The organism is Caballeronia sordidicola (assembly GCF_001544455.2).
In the GTDB taxonomy this organism is placed as follows: Bacteria; Pseudomonadota; Gammaproteobacteria; order Burkholderiales; family Burkholderiaceae; genus Caballeronia; species Caballeronia sordidicola.
This window is the reverse complement of record NZ_FCOC02000001.1, coordinates 340,645-365,748: the sequence shown is the minus strand read 5'-3', so window position 1 is coordinate 365,748 and position 25,104 is coordinate 340,645. Positions and strand designations below refer to the sequence as shown.

24 protein-coding genes and 1 tRNA gene are annotated in these 25,104 nt (G+C 60.1%); 10 read left to right on the top strand and 15 right to left on the bottom strand.

All coding sequences use genetic code 11. The annotated features are described in order from the left end of the window. Window positions 1–46: 46 nt before the first annotated feature. The 5 genes from AWB64_RS01620 to AWB64_RS01600 form a co-directional block, all read right to left on the bottom strand. On the bottom strand, window positions 47–1,462 hold the full coding sequence (locus tag AWB64_RS01620; protein WP_082850331.1) for a hypothetical protein: 1,416 nt from the start codon (window positions 1,460–1,462) through the stop codon (window positions 47–49). Then, window positions 1,425–4,058 carry a DNA mismatch repair protein MutS gene (gene mutS, locus AWB64_RS01615; protein ID WP_374728599.1) on the bottom strand — a complete coding sequence of 878 codons (2,634 nt, stop codon included), beginning with the start codon at window positions 4,056–4,058 and terminating at the stop codon, window positions 1,425–1,427. The genes AWB64_RS01620 and mutS overlap by 38 nt, the downstream gene beginning before the upstream one ends. Window positions 4,059–4,363: 305 nt before the next feature. Beyond that, on the bottom strand, window positions 4,364–4,732 hold the full coding sequence (locus AWB64_RS01610) for an ElaB/YgaM/YqjD family protein (protein WP_060816869.1): 369 nt from the start codon (window positions 4,730–4,732) through the stop codon (window positions 4,364–4,366). A 114-nt stretch (window positions 4,733–4,846) separates the two neighbouring features. Then, window positions 4,847–6,145: a lysophospholipid transporter LplT gene (lplT, locus tag AWB64_RS01605; protein WP_060816868.1), complete on the bottom strand. Its 1,299-nt coding sequence runs from the start codon at window positions 6,143–6,145 to the stop codon at window positions 4,847–4,849. Between the two features lie 187 nt (window positions 6,146–6,332). Beyond that, window positions 6,333–7,133: an inositol monophosphatase family protein gene (locus tag AWB64_RS01600; protein WP_060816867.1), complete on the bottom strand. Its 801-nt coding sequence runs from the start codon at window positions 7,131–7,133 to the stop codon at window positions 6,333–6,335. A gap of 353 nt (window positions 7,134–7,486) precedes the next feature. On the opposite strand from AWB64_RS01600, the gene AWB64_RS01595 reads away from it, so the two are divergent. Beyond that, window positions 7,487–8,287, top strand: a complete 801-nt coding sequence (locus AWB64_RS01595; RefSeq protein ID WP_374728595.1) for an RNA methyltransferase — start codon at window positions 7,487–7,489, stop codon at window positions 8,285–8,287. A 160-nt stretch (window positions 8,288–8,447) separates the two neighbouring features. Next, on the top strand, window positions 8,448–9,233 hold the full coding sequence (cysE, locus tag AWB64_RS01590; RefSeq protein ID WP_060816865.1) for a serine O-acetyltransferase: 786 nt from the start codon (window positions 8,448–8,450) through the stop codon (window positions 9,231–9,233). Here the strand turns inward: cysE and AWB64_RS01585 are convergent. The 4 genes from AWB64_RS01585 to AWB64_RS01570 all read right to left on the bottom strand — a co-directional run bounded on the left by AWB64_RS01585 (window position 9,230) and on the right by AWB64_RS01570 (window position 12,143). Next, window positions 9,230–10,048, bottom strand: a complete 819-nt coding sequence (locus tag AWB64_RS01585; protein WP_060816864.1) for a UDP-2,3-diacylglucosamine diphosphatase — start codon at window positions 10,046–10,048, stop codon at window positions 9,230–9,232. The two genes, cysE and AWB64_RS01585, sit on opposite strands and share 4 nt — an antisense overlap. Beyond that, window positions 10,045–10,542 (bottom strand): peptidylprolyl isomerase, encoded by a 498-nt coding sequence (locus AWB64_RS01580; protein ID WP_060816863.1) that lies wholly within the window; start codon window positions 10,540–10,542, stop codon window positions 10,045–10,047. Before AWB64_RS01580 ends, AWB64_RS01585 begins: the two co-directional genes overlap by 4 nt. A gap of 75 nt (window positions 10,543–10,617) precedes the next feature. Beyond that, window positions 10,618–11,199, bottom strand: coding sequence for a peptidylprolyl isomerase (locus tag AWB64_RS01575; protein WP_060816862.1), 582 nt, complete (start codon window positions 11,197–11,199; stop codon window positions 10,618–10,620). A gap of 89 nt (window positions 11,200–11,288) precedes the next feature. Next, window positions 11,289–12,143 carry a tetratricopeptide repeat protein gene (locus AWB64_RS01570; protein ID WP_060816861.1) on the bottom strand — a complete coding sequence of 285 codons (855 nt, stop codon included), beginning with the start codon at window positions 12,141–12,143 and terminating at the stop codon, window positions 11,289–11,291. Between the two features lie 479 nt (window positions 12,144–12,622). On the opposite strand from AWB64_RS01570, the gene cysS reads away from it, so the two are divergent. From cysS to AWB64_RS01540, 6 genes are all read left to right on the top strand, one after another. Continuing rightward, window positions 12,623–14,038 (top strand): cysteine--tRNA ligase, encoded by a 1,416-nt coding sequence (gene cysS, locus AWB64_RS01565; RefSeq protein WP_060817162.1) that lies wholly within the window; start codon window positions 12,623–12,625, stop codon window positions 14,036–14,038. Window positions 14,039–14,082: 44 nt separating this feature from the next. Next, a complete protein-coding gene (locus AWB64_RS01560; RefSeq protein ID WP_060816860.1) occupies window positions 14,083–15,174 on the top strand; it encodes a DNA-3-methyladenine glycosylase family protein in 1,092 nt (363 codons plus the stop codon). A gap of 118 nt (window positions 15,175–15,292) precedes the next feature. After that, window positions 15,293–16,264: an acetyl-CoA carboxylase carboxyltransferase subunit alpha gene (locus tag AWB64_RS01555; RefSeq protein WP_060816859.1), complete on the top strand. Its 972-nt coding sequence runs from the start codon at window positions 15,293–15,295 to the stop codon at window positions 16,262–16,264. Window positions 16,265–16,305: 41 nt separating this feature from the next. Continuing rightward, window positions 16,306–17,757, top strand: a complete 1,452-nt coding sequence (gene tilS, locus AWB64_RS01550; protein ID WP_060816858.1) for a tRNA lysidine(34) synthetase TilS — start codon at window positions 16,306–16,308, stop codon at window positions 17,755–17,757. A gap of 401 nt (window positions 17,758–18,158) precedes the next feature. Beyond that, a complete protein-coding gene (locus AWB64_RS01545) occupies window positions 18,159–19,409 on the top strand; it encodes an aspartate kinase (RefSeq protein WP_060816857.1) in 1,251 nt (416 codons plus the stop codon). A 203-nt stretch (window positions 19,410–19,612) separates the two neighbouring features. Further along, window positions 19,613–19,706 (top strand) — tRNA-Ser (locus AWB64_RS01540). Window positions 19,707–19,752: 46 nt separating this feature from the next. Here the strand turns inward: AWB64_RS01540 and AWB64_RS01535 are convergent. From AWB64_RS01535 to AWB64_RS01525, 3 genes are all read right to left on the bottom strand, one after another. Next, window positions 19,753–20,199, bottom strand: coding sequence for a helix-turn-helix domain-containing protein (locus AWB64_RS01535; RefSeq protein WP_060816856.1), 447 nt, complete (start codon window positions 20,197–20,199; stop codon window positions 19,753–19,755). 2 nt (window positions 20,200–20,201) lie between these two features. After that, on the bottom strand, window positions 20,202–20,507 hold the full coding sequence (locus AWB64_RS01530) for a DUF4258 domain-containing protein (RefSeq protein ID WP_060816855.1): 306 nt from the start codon (window positions 20,505–20,507) through the stop codon (window positions 20,202–20,204). 235 nt (window positions 20,508–20,742) lie between these two features. Continuing rightward, window positions 20,743–21,525 carry a helix-turn-helix domain-containing protein gene (locus tag AWB64_RS01525; protein ID WP_060816854.1) on the bottom strand — a complete coding sequence of 261 codons (783 nt, stop codon included), beginning with the start codon at window positions 21,523–21,525 and terminating at the stop codon, window positions 20,743–20,745. 153 nt (window positions 21,526–21,678) lie between these two features. Here AWB64_RS01525 and AWB64_RS01520 point away from each other — a divergent pair, with 153 nt between their 5' ends. After that, entirely contained in the window at window positions 21,679–22,404 is a 726-nt protein-coding gene (locus AWB64_RS01520) for a nuclear transport factor 2 family protein (RefSeq protein ID WP_060816853.1), read from the top strand. 17 nt (window positions 22,405–22,421) lie between these two features. Here AWB64_RS01520 and AWB64_RS01515 read toward each other — a convergent pair whose 3' ends face one another. From AWB64_RS01515 to AWB64_RS01505, 3 genes are all read right to left on the bottom strand, one after another. Further along, a complete protein-coding gene (locus tag AWB64_RS01515; RefSeq protein ID WP_060816852.1) occupies window positions 22,422–22,796 on the bottom strand; it encodes a single-stranded DNA-binding protein in 375 nt (124 codons plus the stop codon). 97 nt (window positions 22,797–22,893) lie between these two features. Continuing rightward, a complete protein-coding gene (locus AWB64_RS01510; RefSeq protein ID WP_060816851.1) occupies window positions 22,894–23,253 on the bottom strand; it encodes a hypothetical protein in 360 nt (119 codons plus the stop codon). Between the two features lie 386 nt (window positions 23,254–23,639). Beyond that, window positions 23,640–24,221 carry a hypothetical protein gene (locus AWB64_RS01505; protein WP_063493141.1) on the bottom strand — a complete coding sequence of 194 codons (582 nt, stop codon included), beginning with the start codon at window positions 24,219–24,221 and terminating at the stop codon, window positions 23,640–23,642. Between the two features lie 304 nt (window positions 24,222–24,525). Here AWB64_RS01505 and AWB64_RS01500 point away from each other — a divergent pair, with 304 nt between their 5' ends. After that, on the top strand, window positions 24,526–24,876 hold the full coding sequence (locus AWB64_RS01500; protein ID WP_060816849.1) for a hypothetical protein: 351 nt from the start codon (window positions 24,526–24,528) through the stop codon (window positions 24,874–24,876). Window positions 24,877–25,104 lie beyond the last annotated feature (228 nt).

Here is a 25,104-nt window from a genome sequence, read left to right as displayed (position 1 = left end):
AAGTGCGGAATAGAACAAGGCGCAGGCATGTTGCTGCGCCTTTGTTTCATTGCGCGCCGCCTGGATTGGATGTGCTGCTTGCTGGCGTCGCCGCATTCGAAGGCACGCTCAGGATTGGAGGCAAAGCCGGCGCTGGAGTAGCGGGAGTCAGCAGGGGCGGAACCTGAGGTGCGGCGTTGGACGCCGGGTTGTCATTGTTCGGTGCAACTGACGGATGTTGCTGCAGGGGTTGCGCAGGCTGGACAGGTTGCATTTGCTGAAAAAACGATGATGGTCCCGGCGCACCGTCCTCTACGGCTGGAAAAGACGACACAGCCGGAGTCGACGCCTGGCTTGCACCCTGGACGGTTGCCGGAGCCTGCGTATTCGGCCGGAAGATCACGTCGCGCACACGAACGCGAAAGGGTGGTCGCCAATTCAGATCGGACTCTACCTCAAGCCATTGCGAGTGCGGGTTTTTCAACCCGATTGCTATACGTGTCAGATTCGTTATCACGGCGCCCTTGTCATTGCGCAAGGGCTGATCGATACGAAAGCCTTTGGGAAGAGGCGTGTCGGAGCCGTGAATCACGATCATCGGACCACGAAACGACTCGGCGGCTTTTACCAGGCTGCGCTTGAGTTCGAGAAAACCATCGCGTGTGGTGTCGCCCCGGGAAAAGCGCAACCACGCGAAACGATCGCGCCGTTCGTATCGTGCGAAATCCGGGTCGCCTTGAAGGATCACCACGACTGCGTGCATGTCGGCGCGACGCGCGTTTTCAACTGCGTGTTCGATCCAGAAAGCATTGGCGACCGAGCGATCCTCGAACTCGCCGTTGCGTCCGCCGGCAGTCAAATAATGATTGTTCGGTGAGGGCGCGTTCAAGCCTATGAACGCAATCCCGTTCGCCTGCCATCGGACATTTTCCCGGAAGGGGCGAAAGCGTGCGACGTCACTTTCGCGGATCACGCTCATGGGCGTCTGGCCGAGGGAATTCGAATCGCCAAAGAACAACTGGCGGATAAAGTCGAGCCGTTCGACCGGATCGTAACTGCCTGCCCGGGGCAGATTGCACGATGCCCAGTCGTTGCCGCCAGGCAGCAGGATGACGGGTTTGCGCGAGCTATCGAAGACTTGTTGGCGCGCGTTGTACAAGGCGTCCCGGCAGGGCTCCGCTTCGCTCTTGAGATTGCCGTCGTAGACCACGAACGATGTATTTCGCTCGCGTCCGATCGCATCGAGCATCTGTTGCAGCGCGGTTTCGCCGCCCGGTTTGTCGAGCACGTTCGAGGCAATCGCGAAGCTCATGGGCTGGGCTTCGGCATGCGCGGACTGCGATGCCACAGCTGCCCCGATAGCAGCGATGCAAACGACCACACGAGCGGCGATGAACGTACGCGACATATGCCGCGTGCGAAGCCACTGAGCGCGAACCCCGCAGTTATCGAGATGCATCCGGAGCGTGCGACGCCAGCTCATGTAGTTCGTACAGCAGATCGAGTGCGTCGCGCGGGCGCACGTCGTTAGGATCGATTGCGCGGAGCCGGTCGAGCGCCGGATGAAGCGCCGCTGGCTCATCGCACGCCTCGGCCTCAGTGAGATCGGCGTGGCTGGCGAGATCCAAAGGCGGCGGTGCGAACAAGTCGAATTGCGGCGAAGCCTGTCCAATGGACTGCTGCTCCAGATGCGCCAGATGCTTTCTGGCAGCCTTGATCACCGCTGGCGGGACGCCGGCGAGTTGCGCCACTTGCAAGCCGTAACTCTGGTTCGCCGGCCCCTCGTTGACCGCGTGCAAGAACACAATGCCGTGATCGTGCTCGACCGCCGAGAGATGCACGTTCGCGGCATGCGCAAACTCGGCTGGCAACTGTGTCAACTCAAAGTAATGCGTGGCGAACAACGTGTGGCAACCGTTGTGCGAGAGAAGATGCCGCGCAATTGCCCAGGCGAGCGCGAGGCCGTCGAAGGTGGACGTGCCGCGGCCAATCTCGTCCATCAGCACGAGACTCGAGGGTGTTGCGTCGTTGAGAATGGCCGCGGCTTCGGTCATCTCGACCATGAAGGTCGAACGTCCGCCCGCGAGGTCGTCGGCCGCGCCAATGCGCGTAAAGATCCGGTCGACGGGACCAAAGCTCGCACGTTTCGCCGGCACATAACTGCCGACATAAGCGAGCAGCGCGATCAACGCCGTCTGGCGCATGAACGTCGATTTACCGCCCATGTTCGGGCCGGTGATCAGCAACAGCTTGCGCTCGGTGTGCAGGCAACAATCGTTGGCGATGAACTGCTCGACCTGCGCTTCGACGACCGGATGACGGCCCTGTTCAATATCGATTCCGGAGTCGTTTGCAAAGTCTGGTGCGACCCAGTCGAGCGCAAGCGCGCGTTCGGCGAATGCGCTCAGCAGGTCCAGTTCAGCGAGCGCCGCGGCCACGCGCTGGCAATCGCCGATATGCGGCAGCAGCGTTTGCAGCAGCGCGTCGTAAAGCATGCGCTCCCGGGCAAGCGCACGGTCTTGCGCGGACAGCGCCTTGTCCTCGAAAGTCTTCAGTTCTGGCGTGATGTAACGCTCGGCGTTCTTGAGCGTCTGGCGGCGCCGGTAATCGTCCGGGACCTTGTCCGTCTGGCCGCGCGTGACTTCAATGTAGAAGCCATGCACCTTGTTGTATTCGACGCGCAGGTTCGCAATGCCCGTACGTGCGCGCTCACGCGTTTCCAGGTCGATCAGGAACTGGTCGCAGTTCTCCGAAATGTCGCGCAATTCGTCGAGGTCAGCGTCATAACCGCGTGCGATCACGCCGCCGTCGCGAATCAAAACGGCGGGTTCGCGGGCGATTGCGCGAGTCAGCAGTTCGAGACATTCCGGCGGCGGCTCGAGCGAGGTATCGATATGATCAAGCCGTTCTGCATGAATCTTGACCGGAGCAAGCCGTTCGCGCAGTTGCGGCAGGGCCGCAAACGTATCGCGCAGGCTCGAGAGATCACGCGGCCGCGCCGACAGCAGCGCAAGCCTGCCCGTGATTCGTTCGATATCCGAAATCTGGCGCAGCGCCGCGCGCAGTCCGTCGAGGCTCGCGTTGGGAGGTGCGTCGAGCAATGCGCCGATTGCACGCTGCCGTGCCTGTGCGATGGCCGAATCGCGCGGCGGATGATGCAGCCAGTGACGCAGCAAACGGCTGCCCATGGTCGTGCAGCAGGTATCGAGCAGAGAACACAGCGTCGGCGATTCCGTGCCGCGCAGCGTCTCGGTCAATTCGAGATTGCGTCGCGTGGCGGGGTCCAGTCCGATGTACTCTGACTCGTACTCGACCTTCAGGCTACGGACGTGCCGCAGTTGCTGACCTTGTGTCGCGGCGGCGTATAACAGCAACGCGCCGGCTGCCCCGCATGCACACGTCAGTGAATGGGCGCCGAAACCGTCGAGACCCGCGACATCGAGTTGCTCGCACAGGCGCTGGATACCGGAATTGATATCGAAATGCCACGCGGGCACGCGCGTGGTCGCGCCAATGTTCGGTACCTGGAACGGCGCGTTCGCTTCCGAAAAGGAATCGGCCATCAGCGTCTCGGCTGGCCGGATGCGTTCGAGCGCGGCGCTCAACTGGTCCGGTGCGACTTCGGCAAGACGCAACGCACCGCTCGCAAGATTAAGCCACGCGAGCCCGACGCTCGTCACTACACCACGACGGTTGTGCGTGGGACACAGCGCCAGCAGGAAGACGTCGTTCTTGTCGGAAAGGAGGGCGGCGTCCGTCAGCGTGCCGGGCGTTACCACGCGCACGACCTTGCGCTCGACCGGTCCCTTCGATGTCGCCGGATCGCCGATCTGCTCGCAAATGGCGACCGATTCACCCAGCTTCACGAGTTTCGCCAGATACTGCTCGCACGAGTGATGCGGGATGCCGGCCATCCTGATCGGGTTGCCGCCGGATGCACCGCGCTGGGTCAGGGTCAGGTCCAGCAGGCGTGAGGCTTTTACGGCGTCGTCGAAAAACAGCTCGTAGAAGTCGCCCATGCGATAGAACACGAGCGTACCCGGATGCTCCGCTTTTATGCGCAAGTACTGTTGCATCATTGGCGTGTGATGCGACAGGTCGACCGTCGCAGCGGAGTCGGGGCCGATGCGATGCGAGTCGTGTGCCGAGGAGGAAACGGAGGTTTGAGTGCCCATCGTGATTGCGTGATTTTGCGAATGTCCAAGGGCACGAGTGTACCGCGTCGGGGGCGGGACGAACCCCTGACCAGGTGGCTAACGAAGACATTCGTTCGCTCGTCACGAGCGTTCGCTGGCCAGATCTGCCGTCGCGTCAAGACGTTCTCATCGCGTTTACGCAAAAACGCCGGCAAGCCGGCGTTTTTTCCTCGATTTGGCCTCTGCTTTTACGAACGTCCCGCCAGGAAACCGACCAGCAGCGCCAGACCCGCGACCGCGCCCAGCGTATGCCACGGCTTTTCATGGACGAACTCGTCGGCGTAACCGGCGGCGTCGTTCAGACGCTCCGCAATCGCCGAGGACGAGCCGTCGAACTGCGACCGTGCCGCCTTCAGCTTCGCCTGCAAATCCTTGCGCAACTGGTCCACATTGACGTCTTTCGCATCGCGGATCGAACTGTCGAGCTCGTCGAGCAATCCACGCAGCTGCGTGCTGGCCGAATCGACCACGTCGCTTGCGCCACGCACAGCACGTCGGCCGACTTTGGCGGCGTCATTGATGTTGCTATCGAGTGTAGAACGTGTAAACAGACCCATTTGCAGCTCCTTTGACGTATCCCTGGTTTGTTTCGGTCCGCGCATCCCGCTGCGCGGCTTTTAGGCAATCGAACAGAGCATTCAGCACATATCGTTCCCGCACCTTGCGTTTTATCACTCTTCGACCAGTGAGCCAAGGTCCACTGTGCGCTCGTTGCGAGCGTGCCGCCGCATTGCCAGTCCCATCATCAGGCAAATAAAGACGCCGAAGACCACGATGATCCATTCCACTGGTAATCGTGTCGTGAGCAAGAGTGCGTAAGCGCCGAGCATCGATAAAACCGCAAGGTTCTGGTTGAAGTTCTGCACGGCGATCGACGCTCCCGCGGACAAAAGCGTCGCGCCACGATGCTGCAGGATCGCATTCATTGGTACGATAAAAAAGCCCGACAACGCGCCAAGCAGGATCATCAGCGGGTATGCACCAAGGATATAGAGCGGCGCGAACAGCGGCCCAATGTGTACACCGGAACCGGCCGGGAACAGGTCCTTGTTGTAGAACGCCATGCAGATGGCGACTGCGCCGGTCACCAGTCCCACCGGCAGCACCTTGAGCGAACTGCGCAACGGCACCCACGCCGCCGCCGCGCCCGCGCCGATCGCAATGCCCAGGCCCGTCACGCCTTGCAGCACGGCCGCTTTCGATAATGACAGGCCCAGGTTCGCGTCAGCCCATTTGAGGACGAGCAGTTGCAGCGTCACGGCGGCGCCCCAGAGCAACGTGGTCACCCACAACGCAATCTGCGCGAGCTTGTCGCCCCACAAGACCTTGAACGCATGCGTGAAATCGCCGACGAGTTTCGATGGCTCCTTCAGCCGGTTCCGATACCGCGCGCCGGTATCGGGAATGCCGATATTGATCACGGCGGCGAGCGCATACACCACCATGACCGCGAACATGGCGGCGTCGGCGGCCGAGCGGATCAGCACGAGATGCGCCGCGCTGACGATATGCCCGACATACTGGCTGACCAGCGCCCCGCCGATCACCGTCCCGAGAATGGTCGAACCCACAGTCGCCGATTCCAGCCACGCGTTGGCCGGGATAAGCTTCTCGGGCGGCAGAAGTTCGGTGAGGATGCCGTATTTGGCGGGTGAATAGGCGGCCGCACCGAGACCGACGACCCCGTACGCGATCATCGGATGCACGCCGAGGATCATCAGCGCGCAGCCTCCAGCCTTCAGCGCGTTCGAGATGAACATGACGTGGCGCTTTTGCATGGAGTCGGCGAACGCGCCCACGAACGGCGCGAGCAGTACATACGATATCGTGAAGAAAATTTGCAGCAGCGGCGTGACCCATGACGCGGAATGCATCACCGAAAGCATTGCGATGGCGGCAATGAGCAGCGCGTTGTCGGCAAGCGACGACACGAACTGCGCGGCTATGATCGTATAAAAGCCTTTTTTCATGTGGCGGGCAGGGCGGCAGCAAAAGAGGAGGGAGTGCCGCGAGCGGCCGAACGGGACACTTTAGCGGAGCCGGCCGCCGCGCGCAGGAACGTCGGCGAACCGGGGAGCAAACCTCATTGCCTGTACGCCGACAGAATTCCCTGCGCTAACGAGAAAGGCGGCCGCAGCCGCCTTTGTTTCTCAACCGTTACACGTTGGTTCGCGTGGTGGTGAACGGATCAAGGATCTTGATCATTTGCGCATAGACCTTCGGGTTTGCCGCGACGATCTCGCTCTTGTGCAGGAAGTCCGACTCGCCCGTGTAGTTGCCGACCAGTCCGCCAGCTTCGGTGATCAGCAAGCTGCCTGCGGCCACGTCCCATGCGCTGATACCTTGTTCGAAGAATGCGTCGAGGCGGCCCGCCGCCACGTTTGCCAGATCCAGCGCGGCCGCACCCGGGCGTCGCAGTCCGGCGCACGCTTCGGTCATCTCCTTGAAGAGCTTACCGTATGCGTCGAGTCCGTCACCATTACGAAACGGGAAACCCGTGCCAACGAGGGCATCGGCGAGACGATCCAGCTTGCCCACGCGAATACGCCGCTCGTTCAGGTAAGCGCCGGAGCCGCGCGAGGCGGTGAACAGGTCGTTGCGGGTGGGATCGTAGACGACTGCCTGCGTGATGATGCCCTTGTGGACGAGCGCAATGGAGACGCAGTAGTACTGGAAGCCGTGAATGAAGTTGGTCGTGCCGTCGAGCGGATCGATGATCCACTGGAACTCGGAGTTTTTGTCCATTTCGCCCGATTCTTCGGCAAGAATGGAGTGCTTCGGATAAGCGGTCGTCAATGTCTCGATGATCGCGGCTTCCGAAGCCTTGTCGACTTCCGTCACGAAGTCGTTGTGCTGCTTCTTGCTGACCTCGATCCGGTCAAGGTCGAGCGACGCGCGGTTGATGATCTGTCCGGCGCGGCGGGCGGCCTTGACAGCAATATTGAGCATTGGATGCATGAATAGAGTCCTTTGCCCGGCGGCTGCGCTCCACGCAGTGCGCGTGAAGCCGGAACCCCGAGCGGAACATGCCCAACCGGCGGGCAAAAATACACGTGCATGACGTGTATTGACGGCAACGAATTGAAGAAGAGCGATGCACGTGCCTTTTTCAAACCGCGATTCTGGTTGAAAACCCGCAAATTGCAGCAAAAAGCGCGTGCGAACGGCGTATTTTACCCGAGTTGGCCAGCGCGCGGGTCGGGAGCGTTTCGAATAAATGTGACCGCATCCGGCGGTATCCGAGGTCGTCCCAAATGCGTTGTGGCGATACCATGACGTTTTCCCGTTCTCTTTTGCAAGCGTTTACCCTCTTGAACACGAACCTTTCCCCGGCCCGACCTTCCGATCAACCCGTCGATACATTCGCATCGACCCGTTTCGTGCTTGTCGAGCCGAGCCATCCGGGCAATGTCGGCGCGGCGGCGCGCGCGCTCAAGACCATGGGATTTTCACGGCTGATCGTGGTCGCGCCGAAAATCCCGTTCGTCACACGCGAGCCGGAAGCCATCGCAATGGCTTCCGGCGCTGACGACGTGCTGGCATCGGCGCAAGTAGTCGAAACACTCGCCGATGCACTTAGCGGCGTTCATTGGTCCATCGCGCTCACGGCCCGCACGCGGGAATACGGACCGCCGCAGATGGCTCCGCGCGCGGCCGTGCAGAAAGCGTGCGAGCAGGGTGAGGGCGGCGGCGCGATTGCGCTCGTATTTGGCAATGAACGCGTGGGGCTATCGAATGCGGATGTCGAGCGATGCAGCGCGCTTGCCCATATTCCGGCCAACCCGGCGTATAGCTCGCTCAATCTGGCGCAGGCGGTCCAGGTTCTGGCCTATGAGTTGCGGCTTGCGTTGCTCGACCGGGCCGCGGCAACGCCGGCAACGTGCGCCACTTCTGCTGCGAGCACCACGGCGAGCGCGCCGATCGACGAGATCGAAGGCATGTACGGGCATCTCGAGCAGGCGCTCGTTGCGCTCGATTTTCTTGATCCAGCCAATCCGAAGAAGCTGATGTCGCGGTTGAGACGCCTCTTTTCGCGCTCGGGCCTGGAGCACGAGGAAGTCAATATCCTGCGCGGAATTGCCAAGCACATTCTTTTGCGGATCAAGCGGTAGCGAATTGCTGACCGCTTTGCCAGCGTGGGCATAAAAGCGCGCCCCGGCGGCTCGTCCTACAATCTGCAAAAGCAAGCTATCGATTCCCGAATTCGTGCTGAGCCGAACGGCCGCGCACGTTCGCGATAAACCCCCGCAGATCACTGACCGAGCCACCGCCATGTTCAACCGACTTCGCGAAGACATTGCCGCCATCCGCGAGCGCGATCCCGCCGCCCGCAGCGGTTGGGAAGTCGCGACGTGTTATCCGGGTTTTCACGCGATCGTCCTGCACCGGATTGCCCATGCGTCGTGGATGTCGGGCGCGCGCTGGCTCGGACGCTTCGTCTCGCAGTTCGCGCGATTCATGACGGGCATCGAAATTCATCCGGGCGCGACGCTTGGGCGGCGCGTGTTCATCGATCATGGCATGGGCGTCGTGATCGGGGAAACAGCGGTGATCGGCGACGACTGCACGATCTACCAGGGCGTCACGCTTGGCGGCACGTCGCTCGCGCGCGGGGCCAAGCGGCATCCGACGCTCGAACAAGGCGTGATCGTCGGCGCGGGTGCAAAAGTGCTCGGCGCATTCACGGTCGGCGCGCAGGCAAAGATAGGTTCGAACGCGGTGGTGGTGAAACCCGTTCCGGCAGGCGCCACGGCAGTGGGCAATCCCGCGCGCGTGGTCATGCCCGCGGCCGCAAGGCCCGCTCAAAAGGACTGCGCGCCTGAGCGCCCGGCTTTTTGCGCCTATGGCATTACGCCGAACGCCGATGATCCCGTATCGCTCGCGATCCACGGCCTGATCGATCATGCATCGACGCAAACGCATCGCGTGGATGAGATCGTTGCGGCGCTGGAAAAGCTGGGTACGCGCATCGATGCGATCAGTGGCGTGGAGAACGCCGCGTTCATCGACCTGAAGCGGCTGTCCGATGTCATGAAAGGCGAAGCCGCGCGCCGTTAGACGCTTGCTTCCAGCGGCAGCGCCCGAATTCCGTTGGCGTCCACGCGCAAATAACCGCCGCGTGGCTCGCCATGATCGAGTTCCCAATCCGGTATGACCCACCGGACGCCATCGTTTTCACGATGCCGCGCGGGCAGATGCGTGTGGCCGTGAATCATCGTGTGCGTGCCCGTGTTCGCGAACAGTTGCGCCACGGCTTCCCGGGTCACGTCATATTTGGCTTGCGCGGGACGCATCCGTCCATCTTCGCTGGTCGAGCGCATGCGCTCCGCAATCGATAAACGCAGCTTTAGCGGCAAGCTCAGGAACATCCGCTGCGCGACCGGGTTTCGCGCGAAGCGTCGAAAACGCTGGTACGCGGGGTCGTCGGTGCACAGCGCGTCGCCATGCGCGATCACGATGCGTGTTCCGAACGCGGTGATCACGAACGGATCGGGCAACGGCATCGCGCCGGCCGCGCGCATGAAGCGCTTGCCGAGCAGGAAATCGCGATTGCCGTGCATCACATACAAGCCGATGCCACGCTCGGACAACGTGTGCAGCAGCGCCGTCATGCGCCTTGCAAATGCAGCGCGCGGACCGGGAACGGATGGATCCAGCACGTCGTCTCCAACCCAGAATTCGAACAGGTCGCCGAGGATGAACACCGAGTCGGCGTCGTTCGCCGTCACTTCCATGAAATGTTCGAACGCTGCCACGGTATGTGGAATGGCGTCGCTCAAATGGAGATCGGAAATGAAAAACAGCGGGCGCGCTGTAGCTTTCGCGCCCGCTGTTTCCAATGAATCGATCACACCGTGCGTCAAGTCAGTCATTCACCAACGACGACAGCCTTCTCGATTACGACGTCATCCGCCGGCACGTCCTGATGAAAGCCCTTCGAGCCGGTCTTCACCTTGCGGATCTTGTCGACAATGTCCATGCCGTCCACGACCTTGCCGAACACCGCGTAACCCCAGCCTTGCGACGTCGGCGCAGAGTGGTTCAGGAACTCGTTGTCGCCCACGTTGATGAAGAATTGCGCGGTCGCCGAATGCGGATCGTTGGTGCGCGCCATGGCGACCGAACCGACTTCGTTTTTCAGGCCATTGTTGGCTTCGTTGTCAATGGGCGCGTCCGTCGGCTTTTGCTTCATGCCCGGTTCGAAGCCGCCGCCCTGGATCATGAAGCCGTCGATCACGCGATGGAACACGGTGTTGTCGTAGTGGCCTTTCTTCACGTAGTTCAAGAAATTCTCGACTGACTTCGGCGCCTTCTCGGCGTTCAGTTCGATCTTGATGATGCCGTGATTCGTATGGAGTTCGACCATGATGAATTCCTTTCCTGTTCAAGAGTTGATGGAGCATTACGCGACGCGCACGGCGTATGCCTGCCGCTACTGCTTTTACTTGCCGACCACGCTCGCCGACTCGATCACGACATTCGATTGCGGCACATCGCCCATGGGTCCGCGCGTGGTGGTGGGTGTGGCTTCGATCTTCTTGACCACGTCCATGCCCGAGATCACCTTGCCGAATACGGCATAACCGTTGCCGTCGCCGTTGGGGTAATCGAGGCCGGTGTTGTCGACGGTATTGATGAAGAACTGCGACGTGGCCGAATTCGGATCGCTCGTACGGGCCATCGCGAGGGTGCCGGTGCTGTTCTTCAAGCCGTTCTTGCTTTCGAGCGGAATGGGCGCGCGCGTGGGCTTCTCAGCAAAGCTCGTGGTGTACCCGCCGCCCTGGATCATGAAGCCCGGAATCACACGATGAAAAATCGTGCCGTTGTACTGCCCGGACTTCACGTAGTCGAGAAAGTTGGCGACGCTCTTGGGCGCCTTCTCAGGATAAAGCTCGACCTTGATGTCGCCTTGCGATGTCTTGAGCAGCACGTTCGGATGCGCGGCTGCCGGTGACGACTGGGCAAAAGCAGGCGCCTGGGCGATAAGTGCGGCGCTGCCGAGCGCCAACAACAAACTTTTCATGAGCAATCGATCCTCTGGTTGGAGCTGCATCGTGTGATGGCTCGTACGGGTTTTCAGACCTCGCGGCCTGGAAGTCCGTACAGGCCGGATCACGGTTTCGCGGAAGGTGCGAAGTAAGGCGTGTTCGAGAGCGGCACGCTCGGTCCACCGAAAGGCGAATAGAGCGGGGCGGACATGTCGGTCGAGGACGAAGACGAGCCGGTTGTGCCGGTATTCGGGCCGCTCCAGTCGCTGTTGCTCGATGTTCCCGACGACGCCACCGGCGCGGAAGCCGCTGACGTTGACGACGCCGAGGAAACGCCCGATGCGCCGGAAGCCGCCGCCGCGGCTGCAGCAGCGGCCGCTTCCGGACGACGTCGCGGCGGCGGCGAGACGATCTGCTGAATGCTGTTCACGCGCTGCGCGGTCAGCGGGCTTCTCGATCCCAGCGTCTGAGCGCGCTTGTACGATTCGCTTGCGAGCCGCAGATACAGGTCGCCGAGATTCTCGTACGCGAGCGCATAACTCGGATTTGCCTTCGTGGCGGTTTCGAGCGCGACGCGTGCTTCGTCGTAGCGGCCTTTCTTTGCGTAGAGCGCGGCAAGGTTGTTGTACGGCTCCGGCAACTCCGGATACGTTTGCGTGAGCTCCGTGAACGCAGTAATGGCTTCGTCGTCGCGATTCAGGCGAGCCAGCACGGTGGCGCGCTTGAATTTCGCCTGCACGTCGCGCGGATTCGTCTTGAGGCGCGCGTCCAGTTGCGCGAGCGCGCTCGGCCATTGCTTCTGCGCAATGGCGGCGTCGATGGCGGGCGTGTCATCGGCGGTGGCGGTGGAGACTTGCGCAAGTGCCGGCATGGTCGGCCACAACGTTGCGCCAACTCCGAATACGATGGTGGCGGCGGTTGCAAGTGCGGTCGCCGCGAGCTTGGCAACGCTTGGTACGCGGCGGCTTGAAGGTTTCATAGGCTCGTTTCTGAATGTTATACTCCGGCCCATTCTAACAAAACGTCCGCAACGTTCCGACGAACGTCAGGACAGTCTTTACGCCACTCGCGGCCGCCTCCGTTTCGATTCGCATGACCGGGGTGTTGTTGCGGTGCTGCGATCCTGGTTCCCGGGTTTCTCATCCGGTCGCCATCGGGTTCCCATCGTTCCGGTTTCCAGCCGAACATGTCTTCGTCCTTATGCGTTCGTCATTATGTTGTTGCCGGTCAAGCTGTCGTTCTAGTTCTTGTCGCTGGTCGACGGCTACCTGTAGCATGATCGTCTCGGTGCCGACCGTGTGGTTCGCACGTTTTGTGCAGGCACTTGTGTGACTCGCAGCAACGCCAAGGCGCGCTGACGAATCTGTGGAAACTGTGGAATCTATGATTACGCAGCATGCTCGCCAAATCGGCCGGCAATCGAAACATTCGGATGTCCCGGCCCACGCACCATCGTTTATGAACTCATTGCGCATCTACAACACGCTCGCGCGTGACAAGCAACCTTTTGTGCCGCTCCGTGCCGGAGAAGTGCGCATGTATGTCTGCGGAATCACGGTGTACGACTACTGTCACGTCGGGCACGCGCGCATGATGATCGTGTTCGACATTGTCCAGCGGTGGCTCCGCACGATTGGTTACGACGTGACATACGTGCGCAACATCACGGACATCGACGACAAGATCATTCGCCGCGCCGTGGAAAACGGCGAGCCGATCAAGGCGCTGACCGCGCGGTTCATCCAGGCCATGTACGACGATCTCGACGCCCTGGGTGTCGAGCGTCCCGACCATGAACCGCGCGCGACCGATTTCGTGCCGCAGATGCTCGGCATGATCGAGACGCTCGTGAACAACGGTTACGCGTATCAGGCGAGCGATGGCGACGTGAACTACGCCGTGCGCAAGTTCGAGGGCTACGGCAAACTGTCCGGCAAGTCGATCGAAGACCTGCGCGCGGGCGAGCGCGTGGCCTCCAACGATGCGAAGCAGGACCCGCTCGACTTCGTATTGTGGAAGCGGGCGAAAGAGGGAGAACCGCCTGATACGGGCTGGGACTCCGCCTGGGGGCGTGGGCGGCCGGGCTGGCACATCGAGTGTTCTGCTATGGGATGCACGCTTCTGGGCGATCGCTTCGACATCCACGGTGGCGGCCAGGACCTGCAGTTTCCGCACCATGAGAATGAAATTGCGCAGAGCGAGGCGGCAACCGGCGTTCAGTTCGTGAACTACTGGATGCATAACGGCTTTGTGCAGATCGACAGCGAAAAGATGTCGAAGTCGCTTGGCAACTTCTTCACCATTCGCGAAGTGCTTGAAAAATTCGATGCGGAAGTCGTGCGCTTTTTTATTGCGCGGGCACACTATCGGTCGCCGCTCAATTACAGCGACGTTCATATAGACGATGCACGTGGGGCGCTCACGCGCTTGTACACCGCATTGAAAGACGTGAGCCCGGACACGGACCCGCTCGACTGGAACGAAGTGCATGCGCAACGTTTCCAGGCCGCCATGAACGACGACTTCAATACGCCTGTCGCGATTGCGGTGCTGTTCGAGCTGGCAAGCGAAGTGAATCGCTCGCAGGACGCGGTACTTGCGCGGCAGTTGAAAGCGCTTGGCGGCGTGCTCGGCTTGTTGCAGCGCGAGCCGCGCGCGTTCCTTCAGGATGCGCCGGGCAGTAGCAGGAATAACGGCGAGGAAGGCGCGGTCGGCCTCACGCCTCTCGATATCGAGACGAAGATCGCTGCTCGCGTTGCTGCGAAGCAGGCGAAGAACTATGCCGAAGCAGACCGGATTCGCGCTGAGTTGCTCGAAGCCGGAATTGCACTTGAAGACAAACCGGGTGGGTCGACCGAATGGCGTCGCAGTTGAACGTCTTTCGTATTCTCTGATCGACTCACCAGGCAGGAGGCATGATGGCAACGGCCAGAAAGACGCCGGCTAAACGAGCCGCGTCCGGAAGTACCGCAGCGACCGAAACGACGGTCGCGCGGCGTGCAAAAGTGAAGACGGCGACGGCGTCCAAACCCTTGGGCAAGCGGCTCAATGGTACGGCTGACGATGTGCCGGTCAAGGCGGCATTGAAGAGACGGGTCGCCAATGGCGCCGCGCATGATGACGCGCCAGCACCCAACGGCACCGTGCGCGCGCGCAAGACGGCGCGTGCGGCCGTGTCCAGGACATCGCTCAAGAAAGGGAACGGCGAGGGCGCGAAGGCACTCGACGTGAAAGCCACCGAAGCCGATGTCACTGCTGACGCCGCGCAAGCGCTCGTGCGCGACCCGCAGGCCGATGGCGAAATCGTCCGCAAATCGCGCGCGATCACGACCGATAAAGCTGTCGCTGCGAAGACGGTGCCGGTGCAGACACCTGGGCTTTCACCCGAAGCGGCACGTCCCGAGTATTGGGACAAGGCGTGCGCGGATCTCGTCAAGCGCGACCGGATTCTTAAGAAGCTCATTCCGAAGTTCGGCCCGGTGCATCTGGTGAATCGCGACGATCCGTTCACTACACTGGCGCGTTCCGTTGTCGGTCAGCAGATTTCGGTGGCCTCCGCGCAAGCCATCTGGAAGCGCGTGGAAGGCGCATGTCCCACGCTCGCGCCGCAACAGTTCATCAGGGTGGGGCCGGCGAAGCTGCAGTCGTGCGGCTTATCGAAGAGAAAGTCCGAATACATTCTCGATGTCGCGCAGCATTTCGTGTCGGGCGCACTGCACGTCGACAGTTGGACGTCAATGGAAGACGAAGCGGTGATCGCTGAATTGACGCAGATCCGCGGTATCGGGCGGTGGACGGCGGAAATGTTCCTGATCTTCAACCTGTCGCGCCCCGATGTCCTGCCGCTCGACGACCTGGGCCTGATTCAGGCCATCAGCGTCAACTATTTCAGCGGTGAACCCGTCACGCGCAGCGAAGCACGCGAAGTCGCGGCCAACTGGGAGCCGTGGCGAACCGTCGCGACCTGGTATATGTGGCGCAGCCTCTATCCGGTGCCAGCCGACCACTGACGTGCGCGCCCACGGTCGTCACGCTATCAATATCCTATAATCGATAGTTTCGACCCGAAATTTAGTGAGGCCGGCGCGGTTAGAATACGCGCTGCCCGATGCTCTAGGATTCGAACATATGAAGACCACTTTTCTGGATTTCGAACAGCCGATCGCTGAACTCGAAGCGAAGATCGAAGAATTGCGCTTCGTTCAGGACGATTCCGCTGTCGATATTTCGGAAGAAATCGAGCGGCTGTCGAAGAAGAGCCAGCAACTCACCAAAGACTTGTACGCGAACCTGACTCCGTGGCAGGTTTCTCAGATCGCGCGCCATCCACAGCGCCCGTATACCCTCGACTATGTGAACGAACTCTTCACCGATTTCCACGAACTGCACGGCGACCGTTCGTATGCCGACGACCTGGCCATCGTCGGTGGTCTGGCGCGGTTCAACGGTCAGGCCTGCATGGTGATCGGACAGCAGAAGGGGCGCGACACGAAAGAGCGCGCAGCGCGCAATTTCGGTATGCCGCGCCCTGAGGGGTATCGCAAGGCTGAGCGCCTGATGCGTCTGGCGGAGAAGTTCGGCCTTCCGATCTTCACGTTTATCGATACACCCGGCGCGTACCCCGGAATTGGCGCCGAAGAGCGCGGCCAGTCGGAAGCAATCGGCCGCAACCTGTACGTGATGGCTGAACTGAAAACGCCAATTATCGCTACCATCATTGGCGAAGGCGGCTCCGGCGGCGCGCTGGCGATTGCCGTGGCGGATAGCGTATTGATGCTGCAATTTTCAACGTATTCGGTGATTTCACCTGAAGGCTGCGCGTCCATCTTGTGGAAAAGCGCGGCGAAAGCGCCCGAAGCGGCCGAAGCGCTGGGATTGACTGCGCACCGGTTGAAGGCGCTGGGGCTGATCGACAAGATCGTCAACGAGCCGCTTGGCGGCGCGCATCGCGATCCGAAAGGCATGGCCGCATTGCTGCGCCGTGCGTTGGCCGATACGCTGCGCCAGTTCCACGGCATGAACGCACTCGATGTCCGTGCGCGTCGTTTCGACAAGCTCATGGCGTACGGCAAGTTCAAGGAAAACCTGCCGGGCGCGTGAGGTGAGAACCTTCGCTCACCTTGTGCAGGAAAGCGATTCCCGTGACTTCCGATTCTGAAACGCCCGCCAGCCGCCTCGTGATCGATGCGGTGCGCGCGGCGTTGGCCAATCTGCCGGCATCGGCTGACAGTCCCATAGCCGTCGCGTTCAGCGGCGGTCTCGATTCCACCACGTTGCTCGATGCCGCCGTCCGTTGTGCGGGCGAGGCGCGCGTGATCGCGTTGCACGTTCATCACGGCTTGAGCCCGAACGCCGATGCCTGGGCCGCGCACTGTCACGCGTTCGCCCGGGCGCTGGGCGTGCGGTTTGCATCGCGTCAGGTCGATGTCGTGCGTGAAGGTGGCGAAAGTCTTGAAGCGGCGGCGCGTGATGCGCGGTATCGGGCGCTTGACGCGCTATGCGACGAGCAGGGCGCCACCACGTTATGGCTCGCGCATCATGCCGACGATCAGGCGGAGACCGTGTTGCTGCAATTGCTGCGCGGCGCGGGCGTGGCGGGGCTCGCCGCCATGGCGCCGCAGCGCGCCGACGGACTGTCCGTGCCGCGCGTGCGCCCCTTGCTGCATGTATTGCGGGCGCAGCTGGAGCATTATGCACACCAGCGCGACCTGCGCTGGATCGACGACGAATCCAACACCGATACCCGCTACGCCCGCAACGCGTTGCGTCATGATGTCCTGCCGGCGCTCGCCGTGCACTTCCCTGGTTTTCGCGATGCGCTTGCACGGACCGCATCGCACGCGGCGTCGGCGCAACGGTTGCTGGATGAGCTTGCGCGTATCGACTTGCAGTCGGTTACGCAAACGGACGATGAAAACGCGCTGACGTTGCCGGCCGTGCTCGCCCTCGACGACGAACGCGCGATCAACCTGCTGCGCTACTGGATGCGTGCGCTCGGATTGCAGGCGGCGTCGGCGGCGCGCATGGGCGAGATCCTGCGTCAATTGCGCGATGCCGCCATTTCCCGCAATGGCCATGCGTTGCGTATCGATCATGCGGGACATTGTTTGCGGGTGTATCGCGAGTGCATCTTCTGGGAGACGGGCGACAGCGCCGATCCCATGGATCTCGACAATGGCGTTGAAGCGCCGCGTACTGCGAGCAGACTCGACTGGACCGGTGAAACCATCTGGCGTTTGCCCCAGTGGCGCGGCACTTTCGTGTTTGCGCCGGTGACTGAAGGAGACGCCGAAGCCAGCGCTCTTGCCGATGCTGTTCCCGAAGCCACGCTGCGCGCGGAGCCGCTTACCGTGCGTTCGCGTGTGGGAGGCGAGCGCGTGCGCGTGTCGGCGCAAGGACCGAGCCGCACGCTCAAGAATCTGTTTCAGGAGCAGGGCGTACCGGGCTGGAAACGCGATGTGCCGCTTCTGTTCTCGGGCGGGACGCTATTGTTCGTGCCGCTGATCGGAGTCAATCGGGCGTGCTGGCAATCGGACCAGGCAAGCGGTCCTTGGCGGCATATAACGTGGCAGCCGGATCTCGTGATCGCCTGAAGCGACGTGTCTTTCCACACGGGCCGGATCGTGAAATCAACCGGTAAAAATTTTACTTTTGCGGGCGTCGAGAAGCTGCCGATCCAAGTCGGTTTGCCCGTTTTGGCTTGTGTTTTAGCCCTCGATCGGGTACGTTTACCGGTTTCCCGCATCGCCTTTCAAGCAGCTTTTCCGTCCAGAAGACGCGTTTTTAGCCGCTGGAATTGCATTTTGCGCGTGAGCGAACCTTGCGCGCGCGGCAACCGCGTTTCGTCGTCACGCTTAAGTCGTCGATCGCACCAGAGCAGATTTCGCCCGAACCCAGGCTCGAGGCCGACTTCTGACGCAATACGTGAACCACGTGCGGTACGCGGCGCATTACACGGCGCGCAGCGCGGCTTTTCCTCCAGTTCAAAACGACAATGGCACTCATCGTACATAAATACGGCGGCACTTCGATGGGCTCGGTCGAGCGCATCAAGAACGTCGCCAGGCGCGTCGCCAAATGGCACAAGGCCGGGCACAAGATGGTCGTGGTCCCGTCGGCCATGTCCGGCGAAACGAACCGCCTGCTTGGCCTCGCGCGCGAAATCACCGCGAACCCCGACCCGCGCGAACTCGACATGATTGCCTCCACGGGCGAACAGGTCAGCGTCGGCTTGCTGGCCATCGCGCTGCATGCCGAAGGGCTCGAGGCTGTCAGCTATGCGGGCTGGCAAGTTCCCATCAAGACAGATAGTGCGTTCACGAAAGCGCGCATCAGCGACATCGACGGTACGCGCGTGCTTGCCGATCTCGACGCGGGCAAGGTCGTTGTCATTACGGGCTTCCAGGGCGTTGATCCGGAAGGCCATATCGCAACGCTCGGCCGTGGCGGCTCGGATACGTCGGCGGTGGCCATCGCGGCCGCAATGAAAGCCGATGAATGCCTGATCTATACGGACGTCGACGGTGTCTACACCACCGACCCGCGCGTGGTGGAAGAAGCGCGCCGTCTGGATCGCGTGACGTTTGAAGAAATGCTGGAAATGGCGAGCCTCGGATCGAAGGTGCTGCAGATCCGTTCGGTGGAATTTGCCGGTAAATATCAGGTGAAGACGCGCGTGCTGTCGAGCCTGACAGACCCGATGATTCCTCTCGAAACCGAAATGCGCTCGGGCACCCTGATTACTTTTGAAGAAGACGAGACCATGGAAAAAGCTGTTATCTCGGGCATCGCATTCCAGCGCGACGAAGCGCGTATTGCCGTAATGGGCGTGCCCGACAAGCCGGGTATTGCGTACCAGATCCTGGGTCCGGTGGCCGATGCGAACATCGATATCGACATGATCATCCAGAACACGAGCGTGGACGGCAAGACCGACTTCACGTTCACGGTGGGCCGCGGCGATTACGCGCGCGCCATGGAGATCCTGACGAACCAGGTGAAGGAACACGTGAAGGCCGAGCAGGTTCGCGGCGACCCGAAGGTGTCGAAGGTATCGGTAGTCGGCGTTGGCATGCGGTCGCACGTGGGCATTGCCAGCACGATGTTCCGTACGCTGGCGGAAGAGGGCATCAATATCCAGATGATCTCGACCTCCGAGATCAAGATTTCCGTGCTTATCGACGAAAAGTACACCGAGCTTGCGGTACGTGCGTTGCATAAGGTGTTCGAGCTCGATCGCGCCTGATGGCCCGGCCTGGTCCCGACAGGAACGAATAGCAGTAAACCCGGTTCTTTGTTGCAGTTGAAGCCATGATGCGTGCTGCTTTTGATGCGCATCTGCAAGCAGTCAGCAACACGAAAAATTTTGTCTCATGAAATTGACCGGTAGCTGCTAACCCGCTATCATCTTGGCTTCGTCGCGCTGACTCCCGCGCGGCAGAAAGTGCAGGAGACGTGGCCGAGAGGTTGAAGGTACTCCCCTGCTAAGGGAGCATCTGGGCTAAAACCTGGATCGAGGGTTCGAATCCCTCCGTCTCCGCCAGAAGCATGCAAACCCCCGTAAGTTTTTGACTTACGGGGGTTTTGTTTTAAGTCACGGATTCTTCCTCTTCGTGCTGCCAGCCTTTTTCAGTCTCACGCATGACGATTGTCAGCACCCTTTCGGTCACATTGAGCGCTTCGACAAGATCTTTGACTTTCTGATTGCCTCCGGCGTGTTCCATGTAGATAGCGCGCATGGCGAACTCAGCGAGCTTGGGCAGTGGCACTTGTTTCTTTTCCCATTTCGCAACCGCTTGGTCGGTTACGCCCATCAAGCGTCCAACCGACGTTTGCGATAGACACAGCGCTTGTCGCAGATAACGGAACTCCTCTGCGCTCAGCGGTGAACGCTTGCTTGCAAGTGCGAGGCAGATGGCCTTGATCAGGCCATCCAGATCGTGAAACGAAACGCCTGGGCCAAATTCGGTGTCGTGCTCTTCATAGCCGTTCGCCAAGACAATGTTGGTCAAGCCGCCATCGGTATAGTTGTACATTGTTATTCCTCTCTGTCCCTGTCAAATGACGTGACGACTACGGTGCGCGTGGCGTTCATATCCGTCACGGCGGCAATGACCTTGATTTCGTCCCCGCCGCAGTCGTACTCCATCCGGCACTTTGTATGGCCGCTTGGTGTAAGTGCAGGAGGACGGACAATACGCCCACGACGCAGCGTTTCCAGCACCATGGCTTTCGTAATGCATCGTGCTGCCATCATCTCGTCCGCATGCCTCGTGAAGATCACATTGATGGTGTTTTGCGCTATCTCATGAATGAGGTTTTCCCAATCCCGGTTAGTTGCCATAATCTATAAAAAGTATAGGTTGTTGTGGTTGAAAACACAACCGAAACTTTCATGTCGGTTGCCTCACCCGCGCCGAGGCTTGACCTATACACTCGCCTGCCCGATGCGATTCTGGCAAGTCACCAATGTGCACATTGATGAGATTTGACGCGCGTGTACGCTCAAGGGGCAGCGCCCGGGTCTTGAGCGCGACTCCTTGAATACTGGGGCAATTGGTTAGTTAAGCTATCGAGCGCTACCGTTTCAATGCTGCGGCCGTGGCTTCGTCGGCGGGGAAAAACATCTCGATGGCCAATTCCGAGAGCGTCACATCAATCGGTGTGCCAAATATCAGGGTGGTGCTGATGAACGACAAGTTTCCCGCCGCCGTGCTCAGCACAAATGGAATGGCAATGGATGATGTCATCGTCCGTTCGTCACTGACTTCCCCTGGATAGCTCGACAACTCTTCGCGTAGCGCGACCAGTTGTGTATCGCCACTCGCTCGTATCTGGCCGTCGAGACGTTCGAGCAAGTGCCTTCGCCATTGTCCGAGATTCACGATCTTCGACGCCAGCCCCAGCGGATGAAGACTCAAGCGCAGCACGTTGACAGGTGGCTTGAGCAGGGCCGCGTCGGCATCGGCGATAAGCGCCGCAACCGCACCATTCGCCAATATCAAATTCCAGTGCCGGTCGATCGCAAGCGCGGGATACGGCTCGTGTCCCTTTAACACCTGCTCCATGGCGAGTCGCGCGGGCGCCATCGATTGATCGTCGAGCGAACGTTCCTGGAAGACGGGCGCGAAACCGGCTGCCGCAAGCAATTGATTACGCTCGCGCAGCGGGACATCGAGGTATTCGGCCAGACGCAATACCATCGCGCGGCTAGGCGCGGCGCGCCCGGTTTCGATGAAACTAAGATGCCGGCTCGAAATCTCCGCTTCATTTGCGAGCAAAAGCTGGCTCATGCGCCGCCGTTCGCGCCAATGCTTGATCAAGCTGCCGATAGACACGGCCGTCGAGGTCAGTGTGTTCATGTGCTTACCTTAGCAAAGCGCCGTGCGCGCAGCCATTACCTCGCGCGTAATCGACACGCGGCATGTCTCTCCCGATGATGACTTCCAGACCGCGCCGCGCCGACTCGGCCCGGTCCCACTCAATAAGTCGATTACGTTTAAATGGAGAGCATCATGACCGAGCATGAGATTCTGGTGGGCCGTTATTTCGATGCCTGGAACGAGGCGGATGCGTCCCGCCGCGAAGCGCTCGCCGCGCAGCTTTTGACGGAGAACGGCCGCTACGTCGACCCGATGATGAACAGCACCGGCCCGAAAGAATTCGCCGACATGATCGGCGCGTTCCAGTCAGCCATGCCGGGTATGCGGTTCGAGCGCGTTGGCGGTATTGACGCGACGGGAAAGATGGTGCGCTTCAGTTGGCGTTTGATCGATGCAACCGGGCGGCAGTTTGCGAGCGGCACAGATATCGGCGAATTCAGCATTGAGGGGCGCTTCGCCAGCATTACGGGTTTTATCGACAGTGCGCTGACAGGGCGCGACTGGAGCGTCGAGAAATACGCGGCGTTCTGGGCGGCGCCGGATTTCAGCAAGCCGACGAACGAACTGGCTGCGAACATCGAGGGATATTGGCCGGGAGTCGATACGCCGTTAAAAGGCGTTGAAGCATATGTTCGTCCGCTGCACGAATTGCTGCGTCGCATCCCCGATTTCAGGCTTCAAGTCGCCGATCACGCAAGCCGCGGCGACATGGTCTTCATTCGATGGATAGCGACAGGCACGCACGGCGATACGCCGCTGCGGTTCGAGGGCGTGGACTGCGTGCGCCATGAGAACGGACAGGTCTACGAGAACCGCATTTATTGCGACCATCCGTTGGTGCATGCGCTCAATCGCTGAAAAAAACCGTTGCCGCGTTATTCGTCATCGTCCGGGGCATCGTGCGGATCCTCGCCACCCTCTGGCAGGCCCCGTACGGTGCGACGCTTTTGCTTTGCGTGGTAAGCGCTCAATACTGCGTGGACGACCATGTCGAGCGCGGGCTTTGCATTGCCTTGCTTGTCGGTCCATACCTTCGGCGTCAATGCGCCGGCAAGCGCTACGCTATCGCCGTCGTCAAGCGCCTGCAGTGCTTCCTTGGGGGAATCGTCGAAGGCAATCACGTTTATGAACAGACTTTCGCCGTCGCCCGCAGTGGCGCGAACGCGGCAGGTTACGAAGTGCGTGCCATGCTGGCCGGTGCGCACTTGCGCCGTACCGTAAAGTCGCCCGGAAACGAGGCCGTCGATCATCGTTTGCTCCTTCGAAATCGCGGATTGTCTCATCGGGAGCGAAGACGCGCTTCGGGCTATGCAGGTCTGTCAAGGCAACGAAATTTTCTCGGCCCGATCAGCCTTGTTTGCGCTTTGCTTCTTCCAGGCAGTCGGCGAGTTTCTCGAAATAGTCGAGCGCCTTGCGCGTGGGAATGACGGTCTTGGTTCGCAGGTCGGTACTCGATTCGTCGACCGAAACCAGCCCTTCCTGCCGTAACCGCGTGAGTTTCCGGTGCACCGTCGCAGGCGCGCCCGCTGCCGACAGCGCCATTGTTTCCGTTACGGTAAGGGAATGCCCTGCGTGCCAGGCGGCAGTCAATGCTTCAAGCAAGCGTTCTTCGGCGGCATCGAGTTTTGGAACGGAGGGTAACGCCTGAACGGCCTGAGCCAGGTTCAGAAAGCGGAAGTAGGTATCAACCAGATGTTTTTTTGCCATTGCTGCGGACTCGGGAAACGTCCGGCAATCATAGCATCGGCTGTGGACGAGGCTTGCGCGTTGCTTACTTGATGGCTTGAGAAAGCGGGTGCGAGCGTTCATGAAAGAGATACTGAAATCGCTTATCACTTTGATAATAAAATGATAGGATTATCGAAAGAGGGCGCTCTATTGACGTAATAGGGCAACGCCACTAGACCTGAGAGTATAAAAAGAGCGCGTTACCCTGCTTAGAAAAGGAGGGTAACGACGCTTGTATAAATTGGGGCTGATTCATAAGAATGTTCGAATATGGCATTAACTGGAACTCAATCGTTCGCCATAAGCGCCAGATATTGATAGACCATTGCCTCGCGGTGAACAGGAGCGAAGAAGCGAAACCGCCTTCAGCGAGAAGTTCCGTGAGCCGCCCCATGCATTCTGGTAATCAGCCACAGGCTCAGCTTCAGCGTATAGACCACAATGAGCGTACCGCCCAGATCGCCGATCATCATTACCACGAACCGCTCGCCCGCATTTTCCGCGTTGTCAGTCAACATGCTCCATGATTGCTGCATCGCGGGACCCACAATCGAATAAAGCAAAACAAGCAGGAGCAGGCGCTTTGCTGTGAGGTTATCCAGCGAAGGACGAATGCCCAGTTTGCGTATGGCGAATAGATAGGCCAGATAGGGTGCGAGCGCCGAGATAATCCCGGCGAACAGAGCGTGTACCGGGTCGTTCGGAAAATAATAGAAAAAGCAGCTAATCAGCGATGCCATCAATATACCGATTGCGCCCACGCCCCCGAATACCAATGTGCAGAGCAGCCGCATCCCCGCTGGCAGATAGACCCAGTTCACGCCACGAACGTACTCGGAATGCCGGAAGATCCACTCATTCGCCACCAGGGTCAGCAGAAAAATGAATGCAGTGCCGAAAATCACCGCAAGATAATGGCGGACAGCGTTGGGTAGCGTTAGCGGCAAAGCTTACTTACCTCTGGCACGATGCATAAACTCGAAGCTGTCTGCGCGCGCAGCTGTGGCGCATGTCAGGCAGAGTTGTTGAAGCGGTGGCGGATGTTGGCCATATTCTATCAGTGAGCAGGCGTGCCACCGCGCTTGCGCGCGTCTGTTTGTGAGCTCGCGTTCGCGCTCAATTGGCTGATTGAAATTTTGCGTCACATTCAGTCGTCGGTCGTAATTCTGGGTTACCGCCTTGAAACAATACCGCCGGGCCATTCGGCTAAGATTATCTCAACGAAACTGAATCCGTTGAGGTACACGTCAAATGAACAATAAGCTCAACACCATGTTTGCCGGGGCAGTCGCCTTTGGGGCGCTGGGATTATCCGGCGCGGCAATCGCGCAGGTGCGTCTGGGTGTCAATATCGGCGTTCCTGCCCCCGTGTATGTTGCACCGCAGCCTGTATACGCACCGCCTCCGCCGCCCGCTGTCTATGCACCGCCGCCACCGCCGGTTGTCTACGCGCCGCCTCCGCCTCCGGTCTATGCGCAACCCGCTATCGTTATCGGCTGGCACGGTGATCGGTATTACGACGGCCATCGCTACTGGGCTCGTGACGACTGGTATCGCCATCACGGCGGACCGCGGTACGGCGATCATCGCGGCTGGCATTGAGTGACGAAAGTCCGACGATTGGTCAGTGACTTGCATTGAACGAAGGCCATCCGGCGCAAGCCGGGTGGCCTTTTATACAACCGGGGGTTGTCGTCCAATTAGCGCGCATTGGCCGCTTTTCTTCATGTAACAAAGAGTAAGCTTTCCGCAGACGATAACGCCCGTCGATGAACAACTTACAAAGTTGAAATACTGGATCGTGCGTGATCCGCTATATTCGCTTCCACC

Excerpts from the sequence above, each read along its gene's own strand:
- AWB64_RS01620 (WP_082850331.1), bottom strand. The coding sequence starts at position 1,462 with ATGAGCTGGCGTCGCACGCTCCGGATGCATCTCGATAACTGCGGGGTT.
- mutS (WP_374728599.1), bottom strand. The coding sequence starts at position 4,058 with ATGATGCAACAGTACTTGCGCATAAAAGCGGAGCATCCGGGTACGCTC.
- AWB64_RS01610 (WP_060816869.1), bottom strand. The coding sequence starts at position 4,732 with ATGGGTCTGTTTACACGTTCTACACTCGATAGCAACATCAATGACGCC.
- lplT (WP_060816868.1), bottom strand. The coding sequence starts at position 6,145 with ATGAAAAAAGGCTTTTATACGATCATAGCCGCGCAGTTCGTGTCGTCG.
- AWB64_RS01600 (WP_060816867.1), bottom strand. The coding sequence starts at position 7,133 with ATGCATCCAATGCTCAATATTGCTGTCAAGGCCGCCCGCCGCGCCGGA.
- cysE (WP_060816865.1), top strand. The coding sequence starts at position 8,448 with ATGTTCAACCGACTTCGCGAAGACATTGCCGCCATCCGCGAGCGCGAT.
- AWB64_RS01585 (WP_060816864.1), bottom strand. The coding sequence starts at position 10,048 with ATGACTGACTTGACGCACGGTGTGATCGATTCATTGGAAACAGCGGGC.
- AWB64_RS01580 (WP_060816863.1), bottom strand. The coding sequence starts at position 10,542 with ATGGTCGAACTCCATACGAATCACGGCATCATCAAGATCGAACTGAAC.
- AWB64_RS01575 (WP_060816862.1), bottom strand. The coding sequence starts at position 11,199 with ATGAAAAGTTTGTTGTTGGCGCTCGGCAGCGCCGCACTTATCGCCCAG.
- AWB64_RS01570 (WP_060816861.1), bottom strand. The coding sequence starts at position 12,143 with ATGAAACCTTCAAGCCGCCGCGTACCAAGCGTTGCCAAGCTCGCGGCG.
- cysS (WP_060817162.1), top strand. The coding sequence starts at position 12,623 with ATGAACTCATTGCGCATCTACAACACGCTCGCGCGTGACAAGCAACCT.
- AWB64_RS01560 (WP_060816860.1), top strand. The coding sequence starts at position 14,083 with ATGGCAACGGCCAGAAAGACGCCGGCTAAACGAGCCGCGTCCGGAAGT.
- AWB64_RS01555 (WP_060816859.1), top strand. The coding sequence starts at position 15,293 with ATGAAGACCACTTTTCTGGATTTCGAACAGCCGATCGCTGAACTCGAA.
- AWB64_RS01545 (WP_060816857.1), top strand. The coding sequence starts at position 18,159 with ATGGCACTCATCGTACATAAATACGGCGGCACTTCGATGGGCTCGGTC.
- AWB64_RS01535 (WP_060816856.1), bottom strand. The coding sequence starts at position 20,199 with ATGTACAACTATACCGATGGCGGCTTGACCAACATTGTCTTGGCGAAC.
- AWB64_RS01530 (WP_060816855.1), bottom strand. The coding sequence starts at position 20,507 with ATGGCAACTAACCGGGATTGGGAAAACCTCATTCATGAGATAGCGCAA.
- AWB64_RS01525 (WP_060816854.1), bottom strand. The coding sequence starts at position 21,525 with ATGAACACACTGACCTCGACGGCCGTGTCTATCGGCAGCTTGATCAAG.
- AWB64_RS01520 (WP_060816853.1), top strand. The coding sequence starts at position 21,679 with ATGACCGAGCATGAGATTCTGGTGGGCCGTTATTTCGATGCCTGGAAC.
- AWB64_RS01515 (WP_060816852.1), bottom strand. The coding sequence starts at position 22,796 with ATGATCGACGGCCTCGTTTCCGGGCGACTTTACGGTACGGCGCAAGTG.
- AWB64_RS01510 (WP_060816851.1), bottom strand. The coding sequence starts at position 23,253 with ATGGCAAAAAAACATCTGGTTGATACCTACTTCCGCTTTCTGAACCTG.
- AWB64_RS01500 (WP_060816849.1), top strand. The coding sequence starts at position 24,526 with ATGAACAATAAGCTCAACACCATGTTTGCCGGGGCAGTCGCCTTTGGG.